Raw genomic sequence first — 19,388 nt, 5'->3', positions numbered from 1 at the left:
TCGCCCCGGGCCCGTCCGGCATCAGACCACGAAGATCTTCTGCCAGCCCTGGTTGGCGCCGCCGTCGCAGGCGAACTGGGCGGCGACCGCGGCGGGCTGGGTGCTCGCGTCGTAGATCCCCAGGCAGAGGCCGCTGTTGCGGTTCCGCAACTCCACGATGGTGCCGCTACGGGTGACCATCAGCCAGTCCTGGTTGTAGGCGGCGCTGCCGTTGGCCAGGATCGCCTTGGCCCCGGGCAGCGGGTTGCCGATGTTGATGCCGATGTTGCGGCCCGACTTGACGTGCATGAAGCTGCGGTACTGGCCGTCCACGACCTCTTGGAAATACTGATAGCCGTCGGTGCTGCGCGGATACTGCGCGACCGCGACGCCGTTGCTGATACTGCCGATGGCGTTCTGCAGATACAGCCCGGACTTCACGTTCCTGATCCGGAACAGCTCGGCCGCCTGGGCCTGCTCGGCGGTCACCGTCCTCGCCTGCGCGGGCGGACCGGCCGTGACCGTGCTCGCGACCGCCATCGTGAGAAGCAGTAAGGCAGTTGTCACTCGTTTGACCATGCTGGGCACCTTCCCCCGTCGAATGCCAGCACCCCGAATGCGCCGAGACCGGACAGCCGGGGCGCAGATCAAAACCAATGAATTGCACGGTACGCAGCCCCGGCCGCACGGTTCGGCCCGTCCGGCGCCCTCGTGCAGAACAGGTGTCTTCGGGCACACCAGGGCCCCGCTTCCCGGATCGGGCGGAGCGGGGCCTTCGCGGTGACGGTCAGCTGCTCAGCGGTTGGGCCGAGAGCAGTTTCTGGGTCCAGCCGCGGGTGTCGACCGGGTCGTTCGTGAAGTACTGCAGATCGCTGCCGTTGAGGTCGTACGGGTTGTGGTCGAAGTAGTGGTACATGGCGCCGGCCGGGGTGCGGCCGTAGTAGAGGCCGTAGCCGGGCGAGACCAGCTGATCGAAGCCGCTCCACCGGGTGGCCAGCGTCGCACCGCTCCACTCCTCGAACGGGTGCAGGGCCTTCTTTCATCGCCGCCTGTCGATATATTGTGGGAGCGCTCCCGAACCGCCCGTCCCCCGCTGGAGGAGCCACCATGACACAAAGGCACAGTCGCACGGTCGGCATGCTCGCCGGCCTGCTCGTACTGGTCATGTCCGCGCCGCTGTCGAGCCCGGCCCCGGCGTCCGGCCAGTCGCGCGGCCGGCCGGTGCCGCTGGCCGAACTGACCGTGGTGTCCGAGCAGGTGGCCTATGGGCTGCGGCGTCCGATCGCGATCACCGGGCTGCCCGACGGGCGGATGCTGATCGCGGAGAAGGACGGCACTGTTCGCTCCTACCACCCCGACACCGGGCTGGCGGCCGACCCGGTGCTCGACCTGACCGCCCGGGTCGACAACTCCGACAACGAGCGCGGGCTGCTCGGCATCACGCCGGCGCCGGACTTCGCGCGGACCGGCATGCTGTACGTGTCGTACACGAGCCGGCCGGCCGGGGCGCTGACGGTGGCCCGGCTGCCGATCGGCGCCCCGGAACGCCTGCAGGTGCTGCTCACCCAGGAACACGCCGAGTACGGCAACCACAACGGTGGACAGGTGGCGTTCGGCCGTGACGGCTACCTCTACTGGTCCACCGGCGACGGCGGCCACGCGAACGACCCGTACAAGGCCGGCCAGAACCTCGGCACCCTGCTCGGCAAGATCGTCCGGATCGACGTCAGCCGCTCCTGCGGGGCCAAGCCCTACTGCGTACCGGCGGGCAACCCATTCGTCCGTACGCCGGGCGCCCGGCCCGAGATCTGGCTCTACGGGCTGCGCAACCCGTGGCGATTCTCCATCGACGTCGACAACTCGCTGTGGATCGGTGACGTCGGCCAGGGCCTGGTCGAGGAGGTCAACCACGTCCGGTCCCACCAGGGTGGTTCGAACCTGGGGTGGTCCTGCAAGGAGGGCACCCCGGTGTTCGACCCGGAGCAGTGCCGGCCGGGCGTGCGGTACGTCGACCCGGTCTTCGAGTACGAGCACTTCATGACCGAGGGCTGCTCGGTCACCGGCGGGGTGGTGTACCGGGGATCCCGGACGCCTGAGGCGCGGGGCGTCTACATCGCGAGCGACTATTGCAACACCAACGCGTTCGCCGTGCGCCCCCGCCCCGGCGTCTACGAGTCGGCCACGATCGGCTCCTTCCCCACCCAGCCGACCGCGTTCGCCGCCGACGCGCAGGGCGAACTGTACGTTCTGAGCGACCTGCCGGGATTCCTGAGCCGGGTCCGCTTCGAACGCGCCGCCCCCGCCACCAGGTGACTCCGGTCAGGCCCGGCTCCTGACTTCCGGCAGTGCCGGACCGTCCGGGAGTTTGCCTACCGTGCGGCGCATGACTGCGATCCTCGGCCGCACCCTGGCCGCCCTGTCCATCGTGGTGGCGACCCTGCCGATCGGCGCCGCCGCTGACCCTACCCCCGCTCTCAGCCTGCCCCGGCCCACCGGCCCGTACAGCGTCGGCACCACCGGGCTGCATCTGACCGACGCCGGCCGGGCCGACCCGTGGCGGCCGGATGTCCGACGCGAGTTGATGGTGTCGCTGTGGTACCCGTCGCGACCCGGGCCGGGCACGCCCGCTCCCTGCACGACGGCTGCCGTCTCGGCCCGGATCGTCGCCGCCGAAGGGCTACCCCTCCCGCCGGACGGGCTGACCACCGTCGCCACCTACGCCCGGCGGGACGGGCCGGTCCGCCCACCGGCCGGGGCTGACCGCAGGTGGTGCTGTCGCCCGGGTTCAGCCTGAGCCGCGAGTCTCTCACCGGGCCGGCCGAGGAGCTGGCTTCCCGCGGCTACGTGGTGGCCGGTGTGGACCACCCGTACGAGGCCCGGGGCGTCGAGTTCCCCGACGGCCGGGTGGCCGGATGCCTGGCCTGCGAACTGAGCGGGGTGCTGCCGCAGGTGGTGCGAGGCCGCGCCGCCGACGTGTCGTTCCTGCTGGACGGGCCGCCCCTCGCGTTCCCCGAGGTCACCCGGACACGCTGACCTGGTCCGGTGGCGGATGCATCCTCCGGCCGGAGGGAACGGACTCGTCGGCTGCAGCAGTGCCGGAACGCGCCATAACACATTTAAGTCGGTAAATTTTTGCACGTTTACGAGAAACACATTTCCGATCTCCGTACGCATCCATTGAGACGAATGGGAGCGCTCCCGTAGCATGCGGAAAAGCCCGCCGGCGGACCCGGTCACGCCCATTCTTTCTCGGGAGAAGCCTCATGAACCTGTCGAGATCCAGCAAGGTCGCCGTGGTGTCGGCCGGCCTGACCCTGCTGGCTTCGATCGCCGTCGTCGCGGCCCGCCCCGCCGGCGCCGCCGCGGCCGGCTGCTCGGTGAACTACGCCGTGTCGTCGCAGTGGCCGGGCGGCTTCAACGCCAGTGTCACGATCACCAACCTGGGCGACGCGGTGTCCGGCTGGACGCTGACGTGGTCGTACGGCGCCGGGCAGCAGGTGACGCAGGCGTGGAACGCTACGGTGACCCAGAGCGGCTCGGCCGTGACCGCGACGAACGCCGGCTACAACGGGTCGATCGCGACCAACGGCACGGCGTCGTTCGGTTTCAACGGGTCGTGGACCGGCAGCAACCCGGTTCCGGCCGGCTTCGCGCTCAACGGCGTGACCTGCACGGGCGGCACCGTACCGACGACACCGCCGACCACACCGCCGACGTCCCCGCCGCCGTCGGATCCGGGCGGTACCTGCACCCTGCCGTCGAGCTACCGCTGGACGTCGACCGGTGCGCTGACCGAACCGAAGAACGGCTGGACGTCGCTGAAGGACTTCACCAACGTCGTCTACAACGGCCGGCACCTGGTGTACGCGTCGCGAGTGTCCAACGGCTCGTACGGGTCGATGAACTTCAGTCTGTTCACCAACTGGTCCGACATGGGCTCGGCCAGCCAGAACGCCATGAGCCAGGGCACCGTGGCGCCGACCCTGTTCTATTTCGCGCCGAAGAACATCTGGGTGCTGGCCTACCAGTGGGGCCCGACCTCGTTCAGCTACAAGACCTCCACCGACCCCACCGACGCCAACGGCTGGTCGAGCGCCCAGACGCTGTTCACCGGGACGATCTCCGACGCTCCGTACGGGGTCATCGACCAGACGCTCATCGGCGACAGCCAGAACATGTACCTGTTCTTTGCCGGTGACAACGGCAAGATCTACCGCGCGAGCATGCCGATCGGCAACTTCCCCGGCAGCTTCGGCGCGTCCTACACCACGATCATGAGCGACTCCCGGGACAACCTGTTCGAGGGGGTCGAGGTCTACAAGGTCGCGGGTCAGAACCAGTACCTGATGCTCGTCGAGGCCATCGGCAGCCAGGGCCGCTACTTCCGCTCGTTCACCGCGACCAGCCTGAACGGCTCGTGGACCCCGCAGGCGGCCACCGAGAGCAACCCGTTCGCGGGCAAGGCCAACAGCGGCGCCACCTGGACCAACGACATCAGCCACGGCGACCTGGTACGCAGCAACCCGGACCAGACCAAGACCGTCGACGCCTGCAACCTGCAACTGCTCTATCAGGGCAAGAACCCCAGCGCCGGTGGCGACTACAACAACCTGCCGTGGCGACCGGGCCTGCTCACCCGTCAGCGCTAGGGAAGGGACCGAGATGAGAAGAGCGAGAATCGGCGCGGCGCTGGCGGCCGCCGTCGGGGCGGTCGTCCTCGGCGCGGCGCCGGCCGTGGCCGCGGTCGGCGGCTCCGGCCCCTACCCGGCCGACTACGAGACCTCGGGCAGCCTGTCCAACCACACCATCTACCGGCCGCAGACCCTGCCCAGCGAGCGTCTCCCCATCTTCGTGTGGGGCAACGGCGGCTGCTCGGCCAACGGCCTGTCCCAGCAGAACTTCCTGCGGGAGATCGCCTCCCACGGCTTCCTGGCCATCGCCAGCGGCGGCCCGAACGCCGGCGGCTCGACCAGCGCCCAGATGCTCACGCAGTCGATCGACTGGGCCGTGGCCGAGAACTCCCGCAGCGGCAGCAAGTACTACGGCAAGCTCGACACCAGCAAAATCGCCGTCGGCGGCTTCTCCTGCGGAGGCCTCGAGGCGTACGCCGTCTCCAACGACTCGCGGGTCACCACGACCACGATCTTCAGCAGCGGACTGCTCAACGACGCCGACGACTACCAGCTGCGCCGGTTGACCAAGCCGATCGCCTACTTCATCGGCGGGACCGGCGACATCGCTTACCCGAACGCCATGGACGACTGGGGCAAGCTCCCGTCCGGGCTGCCCGCCTTCATGGGCAACCTCAACGTGGGCCACGGCGGCACCTACGACCAGGCCAACGGCGGCGAGTTCGGCCGGGTGGCGGTGCTCTATCTCAAGTGGCGGCTCAAGGGCGACACGACCGCCGGCGCCAACTTCGCCGGCTCCGACTGCGGCCTGTGCCGCAGCCAGTGGCAGGTCCAGCAGAAGAACCTGACGCTGGGCGGCGGCGACCCACCGCCGACCGAGGAGCCGGGTGCGAGCTGTTCGGCCACCTTCGCAGTGCAGGACCAGTGGAACGGGGGCTTCGTCGCCGGCGTCACCGTCACCGCCGGCTCGGCCCCGTTGAACGGCTGGCGCGTTATGCTCGGCCTGCCCGGCGGCGCCTCGATCAGCTCGCTGTGGAACGGCGTCGCCAGCGGCTCCAGCGGGTCCGTAACGGTCACCAACCAGAGCTACAACGGACGGCTCAACGCCGGTCAGAGCGCCACCTTCGGTTTCCAGGGCACCGGTAGCGGCAGCGGAATCACCGTCGCCTGCACCGGGACCTGAGACCCCCCAGGGTGGGCCGGCCGTCAGTTCAGGGTTTGCGGGCGACGGCGCCCCAGATGCTGATGCGGCTGGGGTCCGTGCGGTCGGCCTGGGTACCCGGCCGCCACCGGCTGATCAGCTCGACGCCGGGCTCGACCAGCTCGAGACCGTCGAACAGGGCGGCGAAAGCTGCCCGGTCGCGCGGCCAGATGTCGCTGATGCCCGCGCCGAGCAGTTGCTGGTAGTGCGCCTGCTCCTCGGGCGGCATGAAGTCGACGGTGAAGGACCCGGGGCGCCGGCACGGCCCGCTGCGCCACCTCGTGCGTGTTGCCGGCCGTCGGCAGGCCGGTGCCGATGTCCAGGAACTGCCGGACGCCGGCCTCGTCGCGAGGAACTCGGTCATCCGGCGCAGAACGGCGCGGTTGGCCCGGATGCCGGCGCGGTCGGATCGGACCCGGTCACACTGTCCCCTGTCGACGTCCGACAACAGTTCCCGGCACTGTAACGATTCGGCGAGACGATGTGGACCCGTCCAGGACCATCCACGGCCCGGCCGCGTAACAGTTTTGCGGCATCCGTTTTCCGCTCATTTCCGAAAAGCAGAGGCATTCTCGCACTTGAATGTCAGAAGCCATTCTGGCAACGTGCCTGGAATATGCTGTTAACGTTCACTAGCAGCCGAGGAGCATTCGTGCGTAAACGAAGAAGCCTGGTCAGCGCAGCCGCTCTGACCCTGGGACTCCTGCTCACCGGTGCGGTCGCACCGGCCCCCGCGGTCGCCGCGGAATCGAACGGCGGGGTCCGGGTCATGCCGCTGGGCGACTCGATCACCGAGGGCACCCAGATTCCCGGCGGTTACCGCAACGGGCTCTGGTCGCGGTTGGCCGGCGGCGGCTACCGGGTCGACTTCGTCGGGTCCCAGTACAACGGGCCGGCCGCCCTCGGCGATCACGACCACGAGGGCCATCCGGGCTGGCGGATCGACCAGATCGACGCCAACATCGTCCGCTGGCTGCAGGCCACCACCCCGCGCACGGTGCTGCTGCACATCGGCACGAACGACATCCTGCAGAACTACAGCGTCTCGTCCGCGCCGAGCCGGCTCTCCACGCTGATCGACCGGATCACCGCCACCGCACCGTCGGCGGACGTGTTCGTGGCCACGATCATCCCGATCGCCAACTCGGGCCAGGCGGCAGCCGCCCGCACCTTCAACGCCGCGCTGCCGGCGATCGTGCAGAGCAAGGTGAACAGCGGCAAGCGGGTCCGTCTGGTCGACATGCAGTCCGCCCTGACCACGGCCGACCTGATCGACGGTGTCCACCCCACCGCCGGCGGCTACGACAAGATGGCCGCGGTCTGGTACTCGGCGCTGCGCTCGGTCCCCGGCACCATCGGCGACCCCACCGGCACGCCGACCGGCGGGGCCCTGGTCGGCGCCGGTTCCGGCCGGTGTCTGGACGTGCCGGGTGGTAATACCACCAACGGCACCCAGCCGATGATCTGGGACTGCAACGGCGGCGCCAACCAGCGGTGGACCACCTCCGGTCAGACCCTGCAGGCTCTGGGCAAGTGTCTCGACTCGCCGACCAACGCCACCGCGGGGACCAAGGCGCAGATCTGGGACTGCTCCGGGGCGGCCAACCAACGGTGGAACCGCAACGCCAACGGCACCATCAGCAACGTCGCGTCCGGCCTGTGCCTGGACGTCAGGGCCAACGCCACCGCCGCCGGCAGCCTGGTCCAGCTGTGGACCTGCACCGCCGGCGCCAACCAGGTCTGGACGGGTCGATGACCATGAGACGACTGACAACCCTGCTCGCGGCGGCCCTGCTTCTGCTGACGGGAACCGCCGCGCCGGCCCAGGCCCTGGACAACGGGGTCGGCCGCACCCCGCCGATGGGCTGGAACAGCTGGAACACGTTCTTCTGCAACATCAACGAGTCGCTGATCCGCGGCATGGCCGACAGCATCGTCAGCACCGGCATGCGCGACGCCGGCTACCAGTACGTGGTGGTCGACGACTGCTGGATGAACCCGAACCGCGACTCGAGCGGCAACCTGCAGGCCGACCCGACCCGCTTCCCCAGTGGCATGAAGGCGCTCGGCGACTACATCCACGGCAAGGGCCTCAAGTTCGGCATCTATCAGGCGCCGCTCGACAAGACCTGCGCGCAGTACTTCGGCAACTACCCGGGCGCGACCGGCAGCCAGGGCCACGAGACCCAGGACGCCCGGCAGTTCGCCGCCTGGGGCGTCGACTACCTGAAGTACGACTGGTGCTCGCCCAGCGGCACCATCAACGAACAGGTCGCCACGTTCGCCAAGATGCGCGACGCGCTGGCCGCCACCGGGCGCCCGATCCTCTACAGCATCAACTCGAACAGCATCCACGCCAAGACCGGCCCGCAACGCGACTGGGGCGACGTGGCCAACATCTGGCGCACCACCGAGGACATCCAGCTCGTGTGGAAGACCAACCAGGTCAACGACTATCCGATGGGCGTGCAGAACATCATCGACGTCAACGTGCCGCTGGCCGGGTACGCGGAACCGGGCGGTTTCAACGACCCGGACATGATGGAGGTCGGCCGGGGCACGCTGACCGACACCGAGCAGCGTTCCCACTTCGCGATGTGGGCGGTCATGGCCGCCCCGCTGATCGCGGGCAACGACATCCGCTCCATGTCGGCCGCCACCCAGACGATCCTCAAGAATCCGCGGCTCATCGCCATCAACCAGGACACCCTCGGCCGCCAGGGAGCACAGGTCGCGGGTGACGCCGATCACCGCGTACTGGCGAAACGCTTGTCGAACGGCGACGTGGCGGTGGCTCTGTTCAACCAGAGCAACGCCACCCGGACGATCTCGACCACGGCGGCGGCCATCGGCAAGAGCGGCGCCTCGTCGTACGCCCTGGTCGACGCCTGGACCGGGGCGACCACCGCCACCAGCGGCTCGATCAGCGCGAGCGTGCCCGCCCACGGCACGGTCGTCTACCGGGTCAGCGGCGGCAGCACCGGCGATCCGCAGACCCCGGCCTCGGCCGCGCTGGTCAGCGCCGCCTCGGGGCGCTGCCTGGACGTGCCGAACAGCAACACCACCAACGGCACCCAGCCGGTGATCTGGGACTGCAACAACGCCGCCAACCAGAGGTGGACCGTCTCCGGCCAGACCCTGCAGGCGCTGGGCAAGTGCCTCGACTCGCCGACCAGCGCCAGCGCCGGGAGCAAGGTGCAGATCTGGGCCTGCAACGGTGGCAGCAACCAGCAGTGGACGTTCCAGGCCAACGGCACGGTCCGCAACAATCAGTCCGACCTGTGCCTGGACGTCAACAACAACCAGACCGCCAACGGCGCCCTGACCCTGCTGTGGACCTGCACCGGCGCCGCGAACCAGCAATGGAGCCGCCGATGAGGTCATTGATCGCCTAGGGATCCGCGGGGACCATAACCTGCCGACGACCCGGTGTCACGGTCGATTCACCCCAACAGATGAGGTGAATCCGCATCGAGTTCCAACAATTCACTGAATCGATGACGTCCACAATTCCGGCCTTGGTCCGGCATCGGACGGCATTTACAGTGAGTGCCTTCTCCACCGACCGGACATTGCCGCATCATCAAAGTCAAGGATGCTCATGGTCGTCCTCCCTTATGTGATCGCCGCGGTCTCGGTGCTCGGCGCGGCCCTGTTCGCCGTCCGGGTCAGCCGGGACACCGGCGCCCGGCCCGGCGAACGGCGGGCCCCGGCCGCCGAGTCCCGATCCGAGCTCGCCGACACCCGATCGGCGCTGGCCGCGGCCCGCGCCGAGGTCGACCAGCTCACCGCGCGGCTGCAGCAGGCGCAGGCGGGTACGGCGGCGACCGCCCGGGAGCCGGCGCGGCATGCCCAGGGCCGGCACGTCGAGGTCTTCGTCAACCTGTCCCGGCGGCTGCAGTCGCTGGTGCATCGAGAGATCAAGCTGCTCGACGCGCTGGAGAACGAGGTCGAGGATCCCGACCTGCTCAAGGGTCTCTTCCAGGTCGACCACCTGGCCACCCGGATCAGGCGGCACGCCGAGAACCTCGCGGTGCTGGGCGGTTCGGTGTCCCGCCGGCAGTGGAGCCGGCCGGTCGCGCTGACCGAGGTGCTCCGCTCGGCGATCGCCGAGGTCGAGCACTACTCGCGGGTCAAGCTGGTGCCCCCCATCGAGGGCACGCTGCCCGGGCACGCCGTGGCCAGCGTCATCCACCTGATCTCCGAACTGATCGAGAACGCGACGATGTTCGCCCCGCCGCACACGCAGGTGCTGCTCCGCGCGCAGCCGGTGGCCTCCGGCCTGGCGATCGAGGTCGAGGACCGGGGGCTCGGCATGCAGCCCGCCGATCTGCACCGGGTCAACCAGCTGCTGGTCAACCCGGACGACACCAACCTCGACGACCTGCTGCGGGACGGGCGGATCGGGCTCTACGTGGTCTCGATGATCGCTCGGCAGCACGGCGTCGTGGTGCAGCTGCAGACCAACATCTACGGCGGCATCCAGGCCGTGATGATCCTGCCGCCCACGCTGATCGGCTCGGCGCTCGAAGCGGCGCCGGAGATGCCGCGCCTGGCTCCGCCGCCGGAACGGCTCGAGGTACCCGGGCGGCCTCCCCTGGAGCGCCGGGTTCCACTTCAACAGCGCATTCCCGTACGGGAAACACTCGGCAATCATCAGGCTGCGGAGACCTCGTCGCTGCCGCACGCCGGGCGCGGCCACGCCGAGGCCCGGCCGATCGCCGTGGCGGCTGTTCCCGCGCCGCCGGTTCCGGACGCGCCCGCGCGGCCCCCGCTACCGCGCCGCCGCCGGCAGACCCACATGGCCCCGCAACTGCAACTCGGCCCGCCGGACCCGGTCGCGGAGCCGGCCGGCGACCATCACCCGGGCCTGATGGCCTCGTTCATGAGCGGCGTCTCGCAGGGCGAGGCCGATCCACCGGGCTCCGGCCGTCATGACTGACCAGTGGTTCCGATCCCAGAAAGGCCCGGCTCCCATGTCGCGCACCGATCCCGCCCGTACGTCCCAGGACCTGGTCTGGTTGCTGGCCGGTCTGGTCGACCGGGTACCGGAAACCCAGAGCGCGCTGCTTCTGTCGTCCGACGGGCTGCGCAAGGCCGCGCACGGGCTCGACGACGACGGCGCGGATCATCTGGCGGCGGTCGCCTCGGGCCTGTTCTCGCTGGCCCGCAGCGCCGGCACCCGGTTCGGCGGCAGCGACGGCGTCCGGCAGGTGGTGGCCGAACTGGAGGAGGCGCTCCTGTTCGTCTCGTCGGCCGGCTCCGGGGCGGTGCTCGCGGTGGTCGCCGGCAAGGCGGCCGACCCCGGCGTGCTCGGTTACGAGATGGCCCAGCTGGTCAAGAGCGTACGGCCGTACTTGTCGACACCGGCTCGGCAAGAACCCGAGTTCCTGGGCGTACGCGGACGGTGAGCGGGCTGGACACCGAGGAGCACTGGTTCGACGACGCCGCGGGACGCCTCATCCGGCCGTACACGGTGAGCGACGGCCGGACCGAGCCGACCACCCCGATGGAGTTGCTGTCGATGGTGATCGCCACCGGTCACCGGCCACCGGGTCAGCTCGGACCGGAGCACGCCCAGGCCCTCGGACTCTGCGGCACCGTCACCACTGTGGCCGAGGTCGCGGCGCGTCTGCGGCTGCCCGCGGTCGTCACCAAGATCCTGCTGTCCGACCTGGTGGATCTCGGAGTGGTGGATGCCCGCTCCCCCGACCCGATGGCCGATTCCACCAACTTGACGGTATTGGAGGCCATCCTCGATGCCCTTGAACGACGAATCTGACGGGTTCCCGTCCGCGCTCAAGCTGTTGATCGCGGGCGGCTTCGGCGTGGGCAAGACGACCTTCGTCGGCGCCGTCAGCGAGATCGAGCCGCTGCACACCGAGGAACTGCTGACCACCGCCGGCGTGGGCACGGATCGGCTGACCGGCGTCGAAGGCAAGTCGACGACCACGGTCGCGATGGACTTCGGCCGGATCACGATCAGCCGGAATCATGTGCTTTATCTGTTCGGCACCCCCGGGCAGGAGCGCTTCTGGTTCATGTGGGACGAGTTGTCCAGCGGCGCGATGGGCGCGGTCGTGCTGGCCGACACCCGCCGGCTCGACGACTGCTTCCCGGCCGTCGACTTCTTCGAGTCGCGGGGCATCGGCTTTCTGGTCGCGGTCAACGAATTCGACAAGACATGCCGGTACGAGTCGGACGACCTGCGCAGCGCCCTCGACGTGAAGCCGGACACGCCGATCGTGCGCTGCGACGCACGCGATCAGCGATCCGCCACCGGCGTGCTCATCAGCCTGATGCAGCACCTCCTCGCCCACCAAGCCTGCCGATGACCGAACGGAGCACCGGGATGATCTACGACCTGTCCGGACGCCACCTGCTCACCCCGGCCGATCCGGAACTTCCTGTTCGCATGCGCCGCCTGCGGGAGCTCGGCCTGGGGGGCGACGCGGATCCGCTCCTCGACGAGTTCGCGCGTCGCGTGGGTGACATCACGGATGCGCCGCTGGCCATGGTCAATTTCATCCAGGAGGACCGTCAGTATCTGGGCGGCCTGCACGCCGGCGACTCGGTTCCGGCCGCCCTGCGCGCCGGCCTGGCCGGTCGCACGTTCTCGCGTGAGCACGGGTACTGCCCGTACGTCGTGGTCCGGCGCAAGGCGCTGGTCCTCGATGACGTCTGCGACTATCCCCGGTTCGCCGGGAACCCGGTGGTGGACGAGATCGGCACCCGGTCCTATCTGGGGGCGCCGCTGATCGACCGGACCGGCGTCGCCCTGGGCACGGTCTGCGTGGTCGACGTCGAGCCGCGGCCCTGGGGGCGGCCCGGCCTCGAAACGATCAAGGCGCTGGCCTCGGAGTTGGTCACCCTGATCCACGACCGAGAAGGCAACTGACCCGTAGGTCAGCCCGCACGCACCGCGCAAAGGGGCGAACCCGCCCGGTACGGCACATCTCCCTGTTGGGCCGTGTCGTCCGGTTCGCTTTGCGGACGACACTTTGCGCTTCTTACTACTAGTAACGACGCGACCCCGTTGAGCAACCGGGCGGCCCGTTGTAAAGTTCGGGCGAGATAAGGAGAAAAGCAGGTCGAGACCCTCAGAAACCTGCAAGTTGCACCGGATTACTGCGCGCCGCACCCCCTTATTCCTCCAGGCCGCACACCGGCGCCCGCAGGCGGCCTTCGCCCACGCCGGAAAAGACGGCGGGCGAATGTCGTAATCCCCGGAGGAGCGCATGTTGGACACTACGGCCCGGCCTCACGAGGCCGTTTTCCGAGCAGTTGAAGAAAACAGGCCGGAACCACCATCGACATCGGGGATGCTGCGATTCCTCCGCGCTTACGCCCAGAACTTCCTCAATTCCCGGCTCATGGACGAGCGCCGTTCCCTGCCGCCGGCCCTCATCTCGGAATTCGCCGAGGCCGGCCTGCTCGGCCTGCAGGTGCCGCGGGAACTCGGCGGTCAGAATCTGTCCCACACCGACATGAACCAGGTGTTCACCCAGCTCGGGGCCATCGATGCCAACCTCGCCATTTTCTGCGCGGTGCACAACACCCTCGGCATTGCGCCGATCCTGTTCTCCGCCACCGACGAGGTCAAGAGCTGCGTGCTGCCCCGGCTGGCCACCGGGCAGGCCCTGACCACCAGCGCCATCAGCGAACCGGGCATCGGCTCGCACGTCCGCGGCATGACCACCCGGGCCACCCGGCACCCGGACGGCTCGTACACGATCAAGGGCGTCAAGAAGTGGATCTCGCTGGGCGGCGACGCGCGATACGTCAACGTGTTCGCCGGCCTGCGCGACGAACACGGCCGCTCCCTGGGCATCACCGGCTTCCTGGTCGACAGCCGCACACCGGGTTTCGGCATCGGCCCGGAGATGCTGACCCTCGGCCTGCGCGCGGTGCCGCAGTACGACCTCACCTTCGACAACCTCCGGGTGCCCCCGTCCGCTCTGCTGGGCGCCGAGGGCGACGGACTCACCACCGCCAAGGCGGCGTTCATGGGCGGCCGGGCCGTGCTGGCCTCGATGACGATGGGCGCGGCCATGCGGTCCCTCGAGCTGGCCCAGAGATTCACGAAGGGGCGCGAGGTCGCCACCGGTTCGCTGGCCGAGAACGGTCGCATCCGCGAAGTCCTGGCCGAGGCCGGCGCCGCCATTCAAGCGGTGGAGACGCTGACTTCCCGCATCGCGACCTGGCGGGACGAAGGCCAGGACGTACCCGAAGCCTGGTACTTCTGCGCGAAGATCCTGGGGTGCGAACTGGGCTGGAAGGCCATCGACATGGCCCTGCAGGTTTTGGGCGCCCGCGGCTTCCTCGACACCAATACCGTCGGTCAGCATTTCCGCGACTACCGTTTGTTCAGAATATTCGAGGGATCCACCGAGGCCATCACGGTCTACCTGGGCACCACGCTGGTCCGGCACCCCGACCAGTTCGCCAAGCTCGTGCACCAGACCCGCCCGGCCGCCACCGTGCTGAGGTTGATCGACCAGGTCGCCGAGATCGGCGCCGACCGCCCCGACGACGCCGCCGCCCAGCACATGCACGCCGCCGTGGTGGGCGAGCTGGTGTGCTGGACCTTGCTGGCCATGGTGACCAGCCAGGCCGAGGCCGAGTCCCCCATGCACGGCTACACCGCCGCCTGGACCGAGCACCAGTTGCAGCAGCGGCTGCGGAACGCGCAGCTGGGCTTTCGGCGGAGCCTGCCCACCGTGACCGAGTTCGACGACCATGTGGCCGCCTTCGCCGGCGTCATCGGCGACGTCGACCAACGCCGTTGGCCCGCCGAGGAGTGGCGCGCCGACCCGCTGCTCCGGTGACGCGAGGCGGCGCCCCGGATGCTGGTGCGGCCGGCTTCACGAGCGGATCCACCGTTGGTTGCTGCCACCGTTGCAGGACCACAGGGCGACAGCTGTGCCGTTGGCTGTGCCCTGGCCGGTGACGTCGAGACACAGGCCCGACTGGATGCCGGCGATGGTGCCGTCGGCGTTGAGCCGCCACTGCTGGCCGCCGCTGCCGTTACAGGTCGAGATCTGGACCCGGGTGCCGCCCGCCGTGCTCGGGGCGTACAGACACTTGGAGCCGTACACGGTCAGTTGGTTGCTCGAGGTCGCCGTCCAGTTCTGGTTGGCGCCGCCGTTGCAGTCCCAGATCTGGACGACCGAGCCGTCGGCCTGGCTCTGTCCGTTGACGTCCAGGCAGCGGTTCGAGCCGGCGCCGCGGATCTCGCCGGTCGGGGTGGGTCCGGCCAGCGGCGTGACCGACAGGTTGTCGAACTGCGCCGTCACGCCCTGCCCGGTGGCGTACCCGATCTGGCCGGCCACCCAGGCCGAGTCCGTGACGCTGCCGACGGTGACGCCGTCGATGGCAGCGGTCAGAGTGGAGCCGTTCATTGTGAGGGCCAGCTTGTGCCAGCGACCGGTGCCCAACGCGGCCACGGTGCCGCTGGTCAACGTCCGCTGGGCGCCGCTGGTGCTGTTGCTGCGGATCGACCAGGCCCCGCTGTCGGCGACGCGCAGGTAGTACGCGTTGAGGTTCTGCGGCTGGTCGTGGTTGTAGTTGCCGGCCCGGCCGACCAGCTGGGCGTAGCCGCTCTTCTCGAGCAGCACGTCGGACGAGACCGTGTAGTTGCGCCAGTTGACGTCGCCGAGCAGCGTGAACGGCTCGGCGTGACCCGTCGTCCAGAAGATCGGCGTCTGCTCCGACATCTGCCGGATGCATCGACCGGTCCGCCCGGCGGCGCACGCGGCCACCTCGAACGAGCCCTGGTGGTCCGACAGGTACTTGGCCTCACGGCCGGTCGCGTACGCGTCGAAGTCGTCGCTGTAGGGCAGGGCCAGCCCGCCCTGGGCCGGACTGGTGGCGGTGCCTTTACCCTGCCCGCTCGTGGTGGTGATGCTGTAGACACGACCGGGCTGCACGGTCAGCGAGAACGTGCCGTTGGCCGGGGTGAGGTCGGCGCCCCGCACGAAGTGGTCGGCCGGGTTGTTCGATCGCAGGTCGGTCGACCACACCCGTACGGTGCCGGTCGACAAACCACCGGCCACGGTGAACTGCAGGTCCTGGGCCGAGCCGGCGTCGATCGTCTCGATGATCGTGCTGTAGTCGCGGTTGTCGGGGGACTTCAGCGAGACGAAGCTGCCGTTGTTGCGGTTACCGCCGAGGTAGCCGCTGGAGCTGTCCAGGTAGCGCCAGCCGGGCGCGGTGAACTGGGTCGTCTGCGCCATCGTCCAGGTGCTGCGGCCGATCGAGTAGTAGCCGGACCACGGTTGCGGCGCCACCGCCACGCCCGTGGTCGACCACGGCACGTTCGGCGTGACAGCCGCGATGACCGGCCAGTTCAGGTATGCGGTCATCTTGCCGTCGATGTAGTCACGGTTGATGCCACGGGCCAGCGCGGGCGCGCCGCCGTTGTAGTCGTCGGAGCCGTTCTCGCTGGCCCACAGCGTCTTGCCCGAGTTCACCGCGTTGGCCGTGCTCGGGCACGACGTCTGCGCGCTGCGGTAGCCGCACACGTAGTGGCTGCCGTACACCGACACCGCAGCACCGAAGGCCGGGTCGCGCAGCGCGTCGTCGGCCGAGCCCCAGCCGAAGTCGTCGGACGCGACGATCTGCACGCTGGAGTACCCGCGAGAGTTGAGCGCCGACCGCAGGTTCTTGTACCAGGTGAGGTCGCGGCCGCGCTCGTTCCAGCCGCCCAGGTAGTCGATGGTCAGGCCGTGCGAGGTGGCGCAGCCGAGCCACGAGATCAGGTAGTCGATCGAGTCGGTCGACCAGAAGTTGCCGTTGCCGATCCAGCCGGGGGCGCCCCACGAGAGCCCGACCAGCTTGATGTTCGGGTTGCGGGCCTTGGCCTGCTCCATCATCCACCACTCGTACCCGCGGTTGCAGTTCACCGCGCCCCGGGTGTGCTGGTGGCTGGGTTCGGCCCCGGAGGTCGAGTTGGTGTCCCCGCCGATCTCCACCTTCATCATCTGCATGGCCGCGCCGTAGCCCGGCTTGAACAGATAGTCGAGGATCTCGCCGCGCTGCGGTTCCGGGTAGTCGACGAGGAGGCGGCTGTTGCCCCCACCGCCGCTGATCGCGCCCACGCCGTCGAACACCCGCCCGCCGGACGACCCGTTGATCGTGATCGCAGTCGCCGCCTGCGCGGGTTGCGGGGACACCATCAGGCCGGCCGCCACCGCCGTCAGGAAGGCGACGGCGCCGGTCCACACGCGCGACCGCCGGCGAACCGACCGGGCGGCTCGGTCCGGTCTCCTCATTCTGATCTTGCCGGTCATTGCCACTGACGCCTCCCGATGCTGTGCAACGACGTCCCCGGGGACCGGTGCGCGGAACTCGCGGCCGGCCGTCCGCCTGGAGAGATGGAGGATTGTTAAGTTAGCGATAACTACTTAACGCGGCAATGACACTCATCGATTGATGGACGGCTCCCGAAAAGCTCTTCCGGCGCCGAGTCGCCGAGCAAAAGCCGACATAAACGCGCATTTAGCTATCCGTAGAAGATCATGTCGCTCGAACCGCGCGCGCGTAACAGTTATTGAATAGGCAAGTCTTCGCACTACGACAAACAGACTCAAACAAAAAAGAGGTTCTTGACACCACGCGGTGAAGGTTCACATCAGGCTCGGTCCACAACTGGCGAGGCCACCACGCCGACCGAGGCCGTCACCCGGATGGGCGGGCCGTCGTGCGCCACCGGGGTCCGGGCGATCCGCTCACGGATCCGTTCGGCCAGGGCCAGCGCGTCCGGTTCGTCGGTGTCCGGGCAGCAGACGAAGAACTCCTTGCCCCCGTAGCGGGCCACGACGTCGCCGGCCCGGCACACGGCCGTGATGCGGTCGGCGCATTCGCGCAGCACCACGTCGCCCACCGGGTGATCCCACGTGTCGTTGACCGTCTTGAAGTGGTCGAGGTCGATCACGAGCAGGCTCAGCGGCCGGCCCGGCCCGGCGCTCTGCTCGGCCGTCATGCGCTCGGTCAGGAAGCGAGGATTGTGAAGGCCGGTCAGCCCGTCCGTGACCGCCCGCCGCTCCTGCTCCCGCACCGCCTCGTGCAGCTCCTCGGCCAGGGCCGCCCGGTCGGCCACGAACAGGTACTGCCGGGTCACGATGGCCAGGAACAGCAGACCGACGATGACCAGCGCGAACAGGACGCGACCACGGTGGTCACGGAAGCCGTCAGATAGAACACGTCGGCCGCGGACGGGTCCGGCGGCCCGTCCGCGGTCAGGTAGTCATAACCGGCGTAGACGCACTCCCCGGTCAGCTGCGCGCCGTAGGCGACGGCCAGCCATTCCCGGGCCGGCTCGAACTGGCGCCGGTAAAGGTCAGACCGTCACCGGTTCACCAGGCCACGATCCCTTCCATGCCCGAACCCCCGGCGAACACCGGCAGGCCCTTGGTCAGGGTGGTGACGAGGGTGAGCGAGCCGTCGGGGCCGACCCGGAAGCCCTCGACGCTGCCGGCCAGGGTGTTCTGCACGTAGAGGAGCTTGCCGTCGGCGGTGGCGGCCATGTCGATCGGCCCCGCGCCGGGATCGTCGTCCGAGGCCTTCCCGCCGCCCGCAGGGGCGATCACCCCACCGGTGCCGCCGAGACTCACCCGGCCGCGGTCGTCGACCTTGTAGAGGCTGAGGGTCGAGCTGCCCGGGTTGGTGCCGTAGAAGAACCGGCCGGCCCGGGTGATCCAGCACAGCACCTGCTGACCCGACTCGACCGAGCCGGTGATGACCCGCAGCTTGCCGTCCCGCCCGAGCCGGTACGAGGTGACCCCGGACTTAGCGGCCTCGGTCATCAGCAGGTGTCCCCGGCGGTCGAAGGTGAACGAGAACGGTACGTCGCCCAGCGACCGGTTGACGACCGGCTTCGCCGCCAGCCGACCGGACCGGCCGACCGGGAAGACCTCGATCGTGTCAGCGCTCTTCGTGGTGACCAGCAGCTGCCGTCCGTCCGGGCTGAACCCGACCTGGGGCGGGGAATCGGTGAACAGCGGCACCTTGTCGTTGGTCACGCCGAGCTCGCGGGTGGACCGGCTCAACGGCCGCAACCCGTCCGAGCCGATCCGGAACCCGGTCACATTCGTCCGGCCGCCCGCGTTCAGCACGTACACGGTGTTCCCGGAGACCGCGATGCTCGTCGGGAAATCCCCGCCGGAGCCAACGGTGCGCCGGTCGGTCAGGCGGTCGCCGCGGACCCGGAACGAGGTGACCGAGTTGCTCCCGGCGTTCACGGCGATGACCAGCTGGTGGGCGCGGTCGAAGACCAGCGAGTCCTGTGAGGCGAGGGGATCGAACGGGTTGTCCTTCTGAGCGCCGCCGCGCCCGCCGGTCGGGAACTCCCCGGCGGCCCGCAACGAGCCGTCGGCGTACCGGCGGAAGGCCAGGATCGCGTTCCGCGCGAGGTCGTTCGACTGGACCAGGACCATGCCCTCGGCCCGGACGTCGAGCGGCGGCGGACCGGAGGGCCTCTCGTGGGCCGAGGCGAGCCCGGTGGAGACCGCGGCGGCGGCCGTGACCAAGGCGATCAGGATGGTGATACCGGTTCTTCTACGCATTCGGCGTACCTC

At 69.2% G+C, this 19,388-nt stretch carries 19 protein-coding genes; 13 read left to right on the top strand and 6 right to left on the bottom strand.

Annotated elements, in window-relative coordinates:
• Positions 1 to 21: 21 nt before the first annotated feature.
• Together M1L60_RS37150 and M1L60_RS47360 are read right to left on the bottom strand one after the other, a co-directional pair.
• Positions 22 to 558 carry an RICIN domain-containing protein gene (locus M1L60_RS37150; RefSeq protein WP_253242255.1) on the bottom strand — a complete coding sequence of 179 codons (537 nt, stop codon included), beginning with the start codon at positions 556 to 558 and terminating at the stop codon, positions 22 to 24.
• A 208-nt stretch (positions 559 to 766) separates the two neighbouring features.
• Positions 767 to 895, bottom strand: a complete 129-nt coding sequence (locus M1L60_RS47360) for a hypothetical protein (RefSeq protein WP_256517961.1) — start codon at positions 893 to 895, stop codon at positions 767 to 769.
• Between the two features lie 191 nt (positions 896 to 1,086).
• Here M1L60_RS47360 and M1L60_RS37145 point away from each other — a divergent pair, with 191 nt between their 5' ends.
• From M1L60_RS37145 to M1L60_RS37125, 5 genes are all read left to right on the top strand, one after another.
• Positions 1,087 to 2,292, top strand: coding sequence for a PQQ-dependent sugar dehydrogenase (locus M1L60_RS37145; RefSeq protein WP_253242254.1), 1,206 nt, complete (start codon positions 1,087 to 1,089; stop codon positions 2,290 to 2,292).
• Between the two features lie 70 nt (positions 2,293 to 2,362).
• Complete coding sequence (locus tag M1L60_RS37140; RefSeq protein ID WP_253242253.1) at positions 2,363 to 2,773, top strand: hypothetical protein; 411 nt, start codon at positions 2,363 to 2,365, stop codon at positions 2,771 to 2,773.
• Positions 2,746 to 3,012 carry an alpha/beta hydrolase gene (locus M1L60_RS37135; RefSeq protein WP_253242252.1) on the top strand — a complete coding sequence of 89 codons (267 nt, stop codon included), beginning with the start codon at positions 2,746 to 2,748 and terminating at the stop codon, positions 3,010 to 3,012. Before M1L60_RS37140 ends, M1L60_RS37135 begins: the two co-directional genes overlap by 28 nt.
• A gap of 230 nt (positions 3,013 to 3,242) precedes the next feature.
• A complete protein-coding gene (locus M1L60_RS37130; protein ID WP_253242251.1) occupies positions 3,243 to 4,628 on the top strand; it encodes a non-reducing end alpha-L-arabinofuranosidase family hydrolase in 1,386 nt (461 codons plus the stop codon).
• A gap of 13 nt (positions 4,629 to 4,641) precedes the next feature.
• Entirely contained in the window at positions 4,642 to 5,793 is a 1,152-nt protein-coding gene (locus M1L60_RS37125; RefSeq protein ID WP_253242250.1) for a cellulose binding domain-containing protein, read from the top strand.
• Positions 5,794 to 5,821: 28 nt separating this feature from the next.
• Here the strand turns inward: M1L60_RS37125 and M1L60_RS37120 are convergent, their stop codons facing one another.
• On the bottom strand, positions 5,822 to 6,040 hold the full coding sequence (locus M1L60_RS37120) for an SAM-dependent methyltransferase (RefSeq protein ID WP_253242249.1): 219 nt from the start codon (positions 6,038 to 6,040) through the stop codon (positions 5,822 to 5,824).
• A 423-nt stretch (positions 6,041 to 6,463) separates the two neighbouring features.
• On the opposite strand from M1L60_RS37120, the gene M1L60_RS37115 reads away from it, so the two are divergent.
• From M1L60_RS37115 to M1L60_RS37080, 8 genes are all read left to right on the top strand, one after another.
• The gene (locus tag M1L60_RS37115; RefSeq protein ID WP_253242248.1) at positions 6,464 to 7,567 is read left to right on the top strand and encodes a ricin-type beta-trefoil lectin domain protein; all 1,104 of its coding nucleotides are present in this window, start codon (positions 6,464 to 6,466) and stop codon (positions 7,565 to 7,567) included.
• Between the two features lie 2 nt (positions 7,568 to 7,569).
• On the top strand, positions 7,570 to 9,189 hold the full coding sequence (locus M1L60_RS37110) for a glycoside hydrolase family 27 protein (RefSeq protein WP_253242247.1): 1,620 nt from the start codon (positions 7,570 to 7,572) through the stop codon (positions 9,187 to 9,189).
• Between the two features lie 223 nt (positions 9,190 to 9,412).
• Positions 9,413 to 10,753, top strand: coding sequence for a sensor histidine kinase (locus M1L60_RS37105; RefSeq protein WP_253242246.1), 1,341 nt, complete (start codon positions 9,413 to 9,415; stop codon positions 10,751 to 10,753).
• A gap of 34 nt (positions 10,754 to 10,787) precedes the next feature.
• The gene (locus M1L60_RS37100; protein WP_253242245.1) at positions 10,788 to 11,222 is read left to right on the top strand and encodes a roadblock/LC7 domain-containing protein; all 435 of its coding nucleotides are present in this window, start codon (positions 10,788 to 10,790) and stop codon (positions 11,220 to 11,222) included.
• Complete coding sequence (locus tag M1L60_RS37095; RefSeq protein WP_253242244.1) at positions 11,219 to 11,593, top strand: DUF742 domain-containing protein; 375 nt, start codon at positions 11,219 to 11,221, stop codon at positions 11,591 to 11,593. Before M1L60_RS37100 ends, M1L60_RS37095 begins: the two co-directional genes overlap by 4 nt.
• Entirely contained in the window at positions 11,571 to 12,146 is a 576-nt protein-coding gene (locus tag M1L60_RS37090) for a GTP-binding protein (RefSeq protein ID WP_253242243.1), read from the top strand. The genes M1L60_RS37095 and M1L60_RS37090 overlap by 23 nt, the downstream gene beginning before the upstream one ends.
• Positions 12,143 to 12,709: a GAF domain-containing protein gene (locus M1L60_RS37085; RefSeq protein ID WP_253242242.1), complete on the top strand. Its 567-nt coding sequence runs from the start codon at positions 12,143 to 12,145 to the stop codon at positions 12,707 to 12,709. Before M1L60_RS37090 ends, M1L60_RS37085 begins: the two co-directional genes overlap by 4 nt.
• A 424-nt stretch (positions 12,710 to 13,133) precedes the next feature.
• Complete coding sequence (locus tag M1L60_RS37080) at positions 13,134 to 14,639, top strand: acyl-CoA dehydrogenase family protein (protein WP_253242241.1); 1,506 nt, start codon at positions 13,134 to 13,136, stop codon at positions 14,637 to 14,639.
• 36 nt (positions 14,640 to 14,675) lie between these two features.
• Here the strand turns inward: M1L60_RS37080 and M1L60_RS37075 are convergent, their stop codons facing one another.
• From M1L60_RS37075 to M1L60_RS37065, 3 genes are all read right to left on the bottom strand, one after another.
• A complete protein-coding gene (locus tag M1L60_RS37075; protein WP_438862198.1) occupies positions 14,676 to 17,084 on the bottom strand; it encodes a ricin-type beta-trefoil lectin domain protein in 2,409 nt (802 codons plus the stop codon).
• A 359-nt stretch (positions 17,085 to 17,443) separates the two neighbouring features.
• Entirely contained in the window at positions 17,444 to 17,932 is a 489-nt protein-coding gene (locus tag M1L60_RS37070; RefSeq protein ID WP_253242240.1) for a GGDEF domain-containing protein, read from the bottom strand.
• A gap of 235 nt (positions 17,933 to 18,167) precedes the next feature.
• Positions 18,168 to 19,376 carry a lactonase family protein gene (locus M1L60_RS37065; RefSeq protein WP_253242239.1) on the bottom strand — a complete coding sequence of 403 codons (1,209 nt, stop codon included), beginning with the start codon at positions 19,374 to 19,376 and terminating at the stop codon, positions 18,168 to 18,170.
• Between the last annotated feature and the right edge of the window lie 12 nt (positions 19,377 to 19,388).

This window comes from Paractinoplanes aksuensis, from assembly GCF_024137025.1.
In the GTDB taxonomy this organism is placed as follows: Bacteria; Actinomycetota; Actinomycetes; order Mycobacteriales; family Micromonosporaceae; genus Actinoplanes; species Actinoplanes aksuensis.
The sequence above is the reverse complement of the archived record's forward strand: the minus strand, read 5'-3'. Positions and strand labels throughout refer to the sequence as shown.

Excerpts from the sequence above, each read along its gene's own strand:
- M1L60_RS37150 (WP_253242255.1), bottom strand. The coding sequence starts at position 558 with ATGGTCAAACGAGTGACAACTGCCTTACTGCTTCTCACGATGGCGGTC.
- M1L60_RS47360 (WP_256517961.1), bottom strand. The coding sequence starts at position 895 with ATGTACCACTACTTCGACCACAACCCGTACGACCTCAACGGCAGCGAT.
- M1L60_RS37145 (WP_253242254.1), top strand. The coding sequence starts at position 1,087 with ATGACACAAAGGCACAGTCGCACGGTCGGCATGCTCGCCGGCCTGCTC.
- M1L60_RS37140 (WP_253242253.1), top strand. The coding sequence starts at position 2,363 with ATGACTGCGATCCTCGGCCGCACCCTGGCCGCCCTGTCCATCGTGGTG.
- M1L60_RS37130 (WP_253242251.1), top strand. The coding sequence starts at position 3,243 with ATGAACCTGTCGAGATCCAGCAAGGTCGCCGTGGTGTCGGCCGGCCTG.
- M1L60_RS37125 (WP_253242250.1), top strand. The coding sequence starts at position 4,642 with ATGAGAAGAGCGAGAATCGGCGCGGCGCTGGCGGCCGCCGTCGGGGCG.
- M1L60_RS37120 (WP_253242249.1), bottom strand. The coding sequence starts at position 6,040 with ATGCCGCCCGAGGAGCAGGCGCACTACCAGCAACTGCTCGGCGCGGGC.
- M1L60_RS37110 (WP_253242247.1), top strand. The coding sequence starts at position 7,570 with ATGAGACGACTGACAACCCTGCTCGCGGCGGCCCTGCTTCTGCTGACG.
- M1L60_RS37105 (WP_253242246.1), top strand. The coding sequence starts at position 9,413 with ATGGTCGTCCTCCCTTATGTGATCGCCGCGGTCTCGGTGCTCGGCGCG.
- M1L60_RS37100 (WP_253242245.1), top strand. The coding sequence starts at position 10,788 with ATGTCGCGCACCGATCCCGCCCGTACGTCCCAGGACCTGGTCTGGTTG.
- M1L60_RS37090 (WP_253242243.1), top strand. The coding sequence starts at position 11,571 with ATGCCCTTGAACGACGAATCTGACGGGTTCCCGTCCGCGCTCAAGCTG.
- M1L60_RS37085 (WP_253242242.1), top strand. The coding sequence starts at position 12,143 with ATGACCGAACGGAGCACCGGGATGATCTACGACCTGTCCGGACGCCAC.
- M1L60_RS37080 (WP_253242241.1), top strand. The coding sequence starts at position 13,134 with ATGCTGCGATTCCTCCGCGCTTACGCCCAGAACTTCCTCAATTCCCGG.
- M1L60_RS37075 (WP_438862198.1), bottom strand. The coding sequence starts at position 17,084 with ATGAGGAGACCGGACCGAGCCGCCCGGTCGGTTCGCCGGCGGTCGCGC.
- M1L60_RS37065 (WP_253242239.1), bottom strand. The coding sequence starts at position 19,376 with ATGCGTAGAAGAACCGGTATCACCATCCTGATCGCCTTGGTCACGGCC.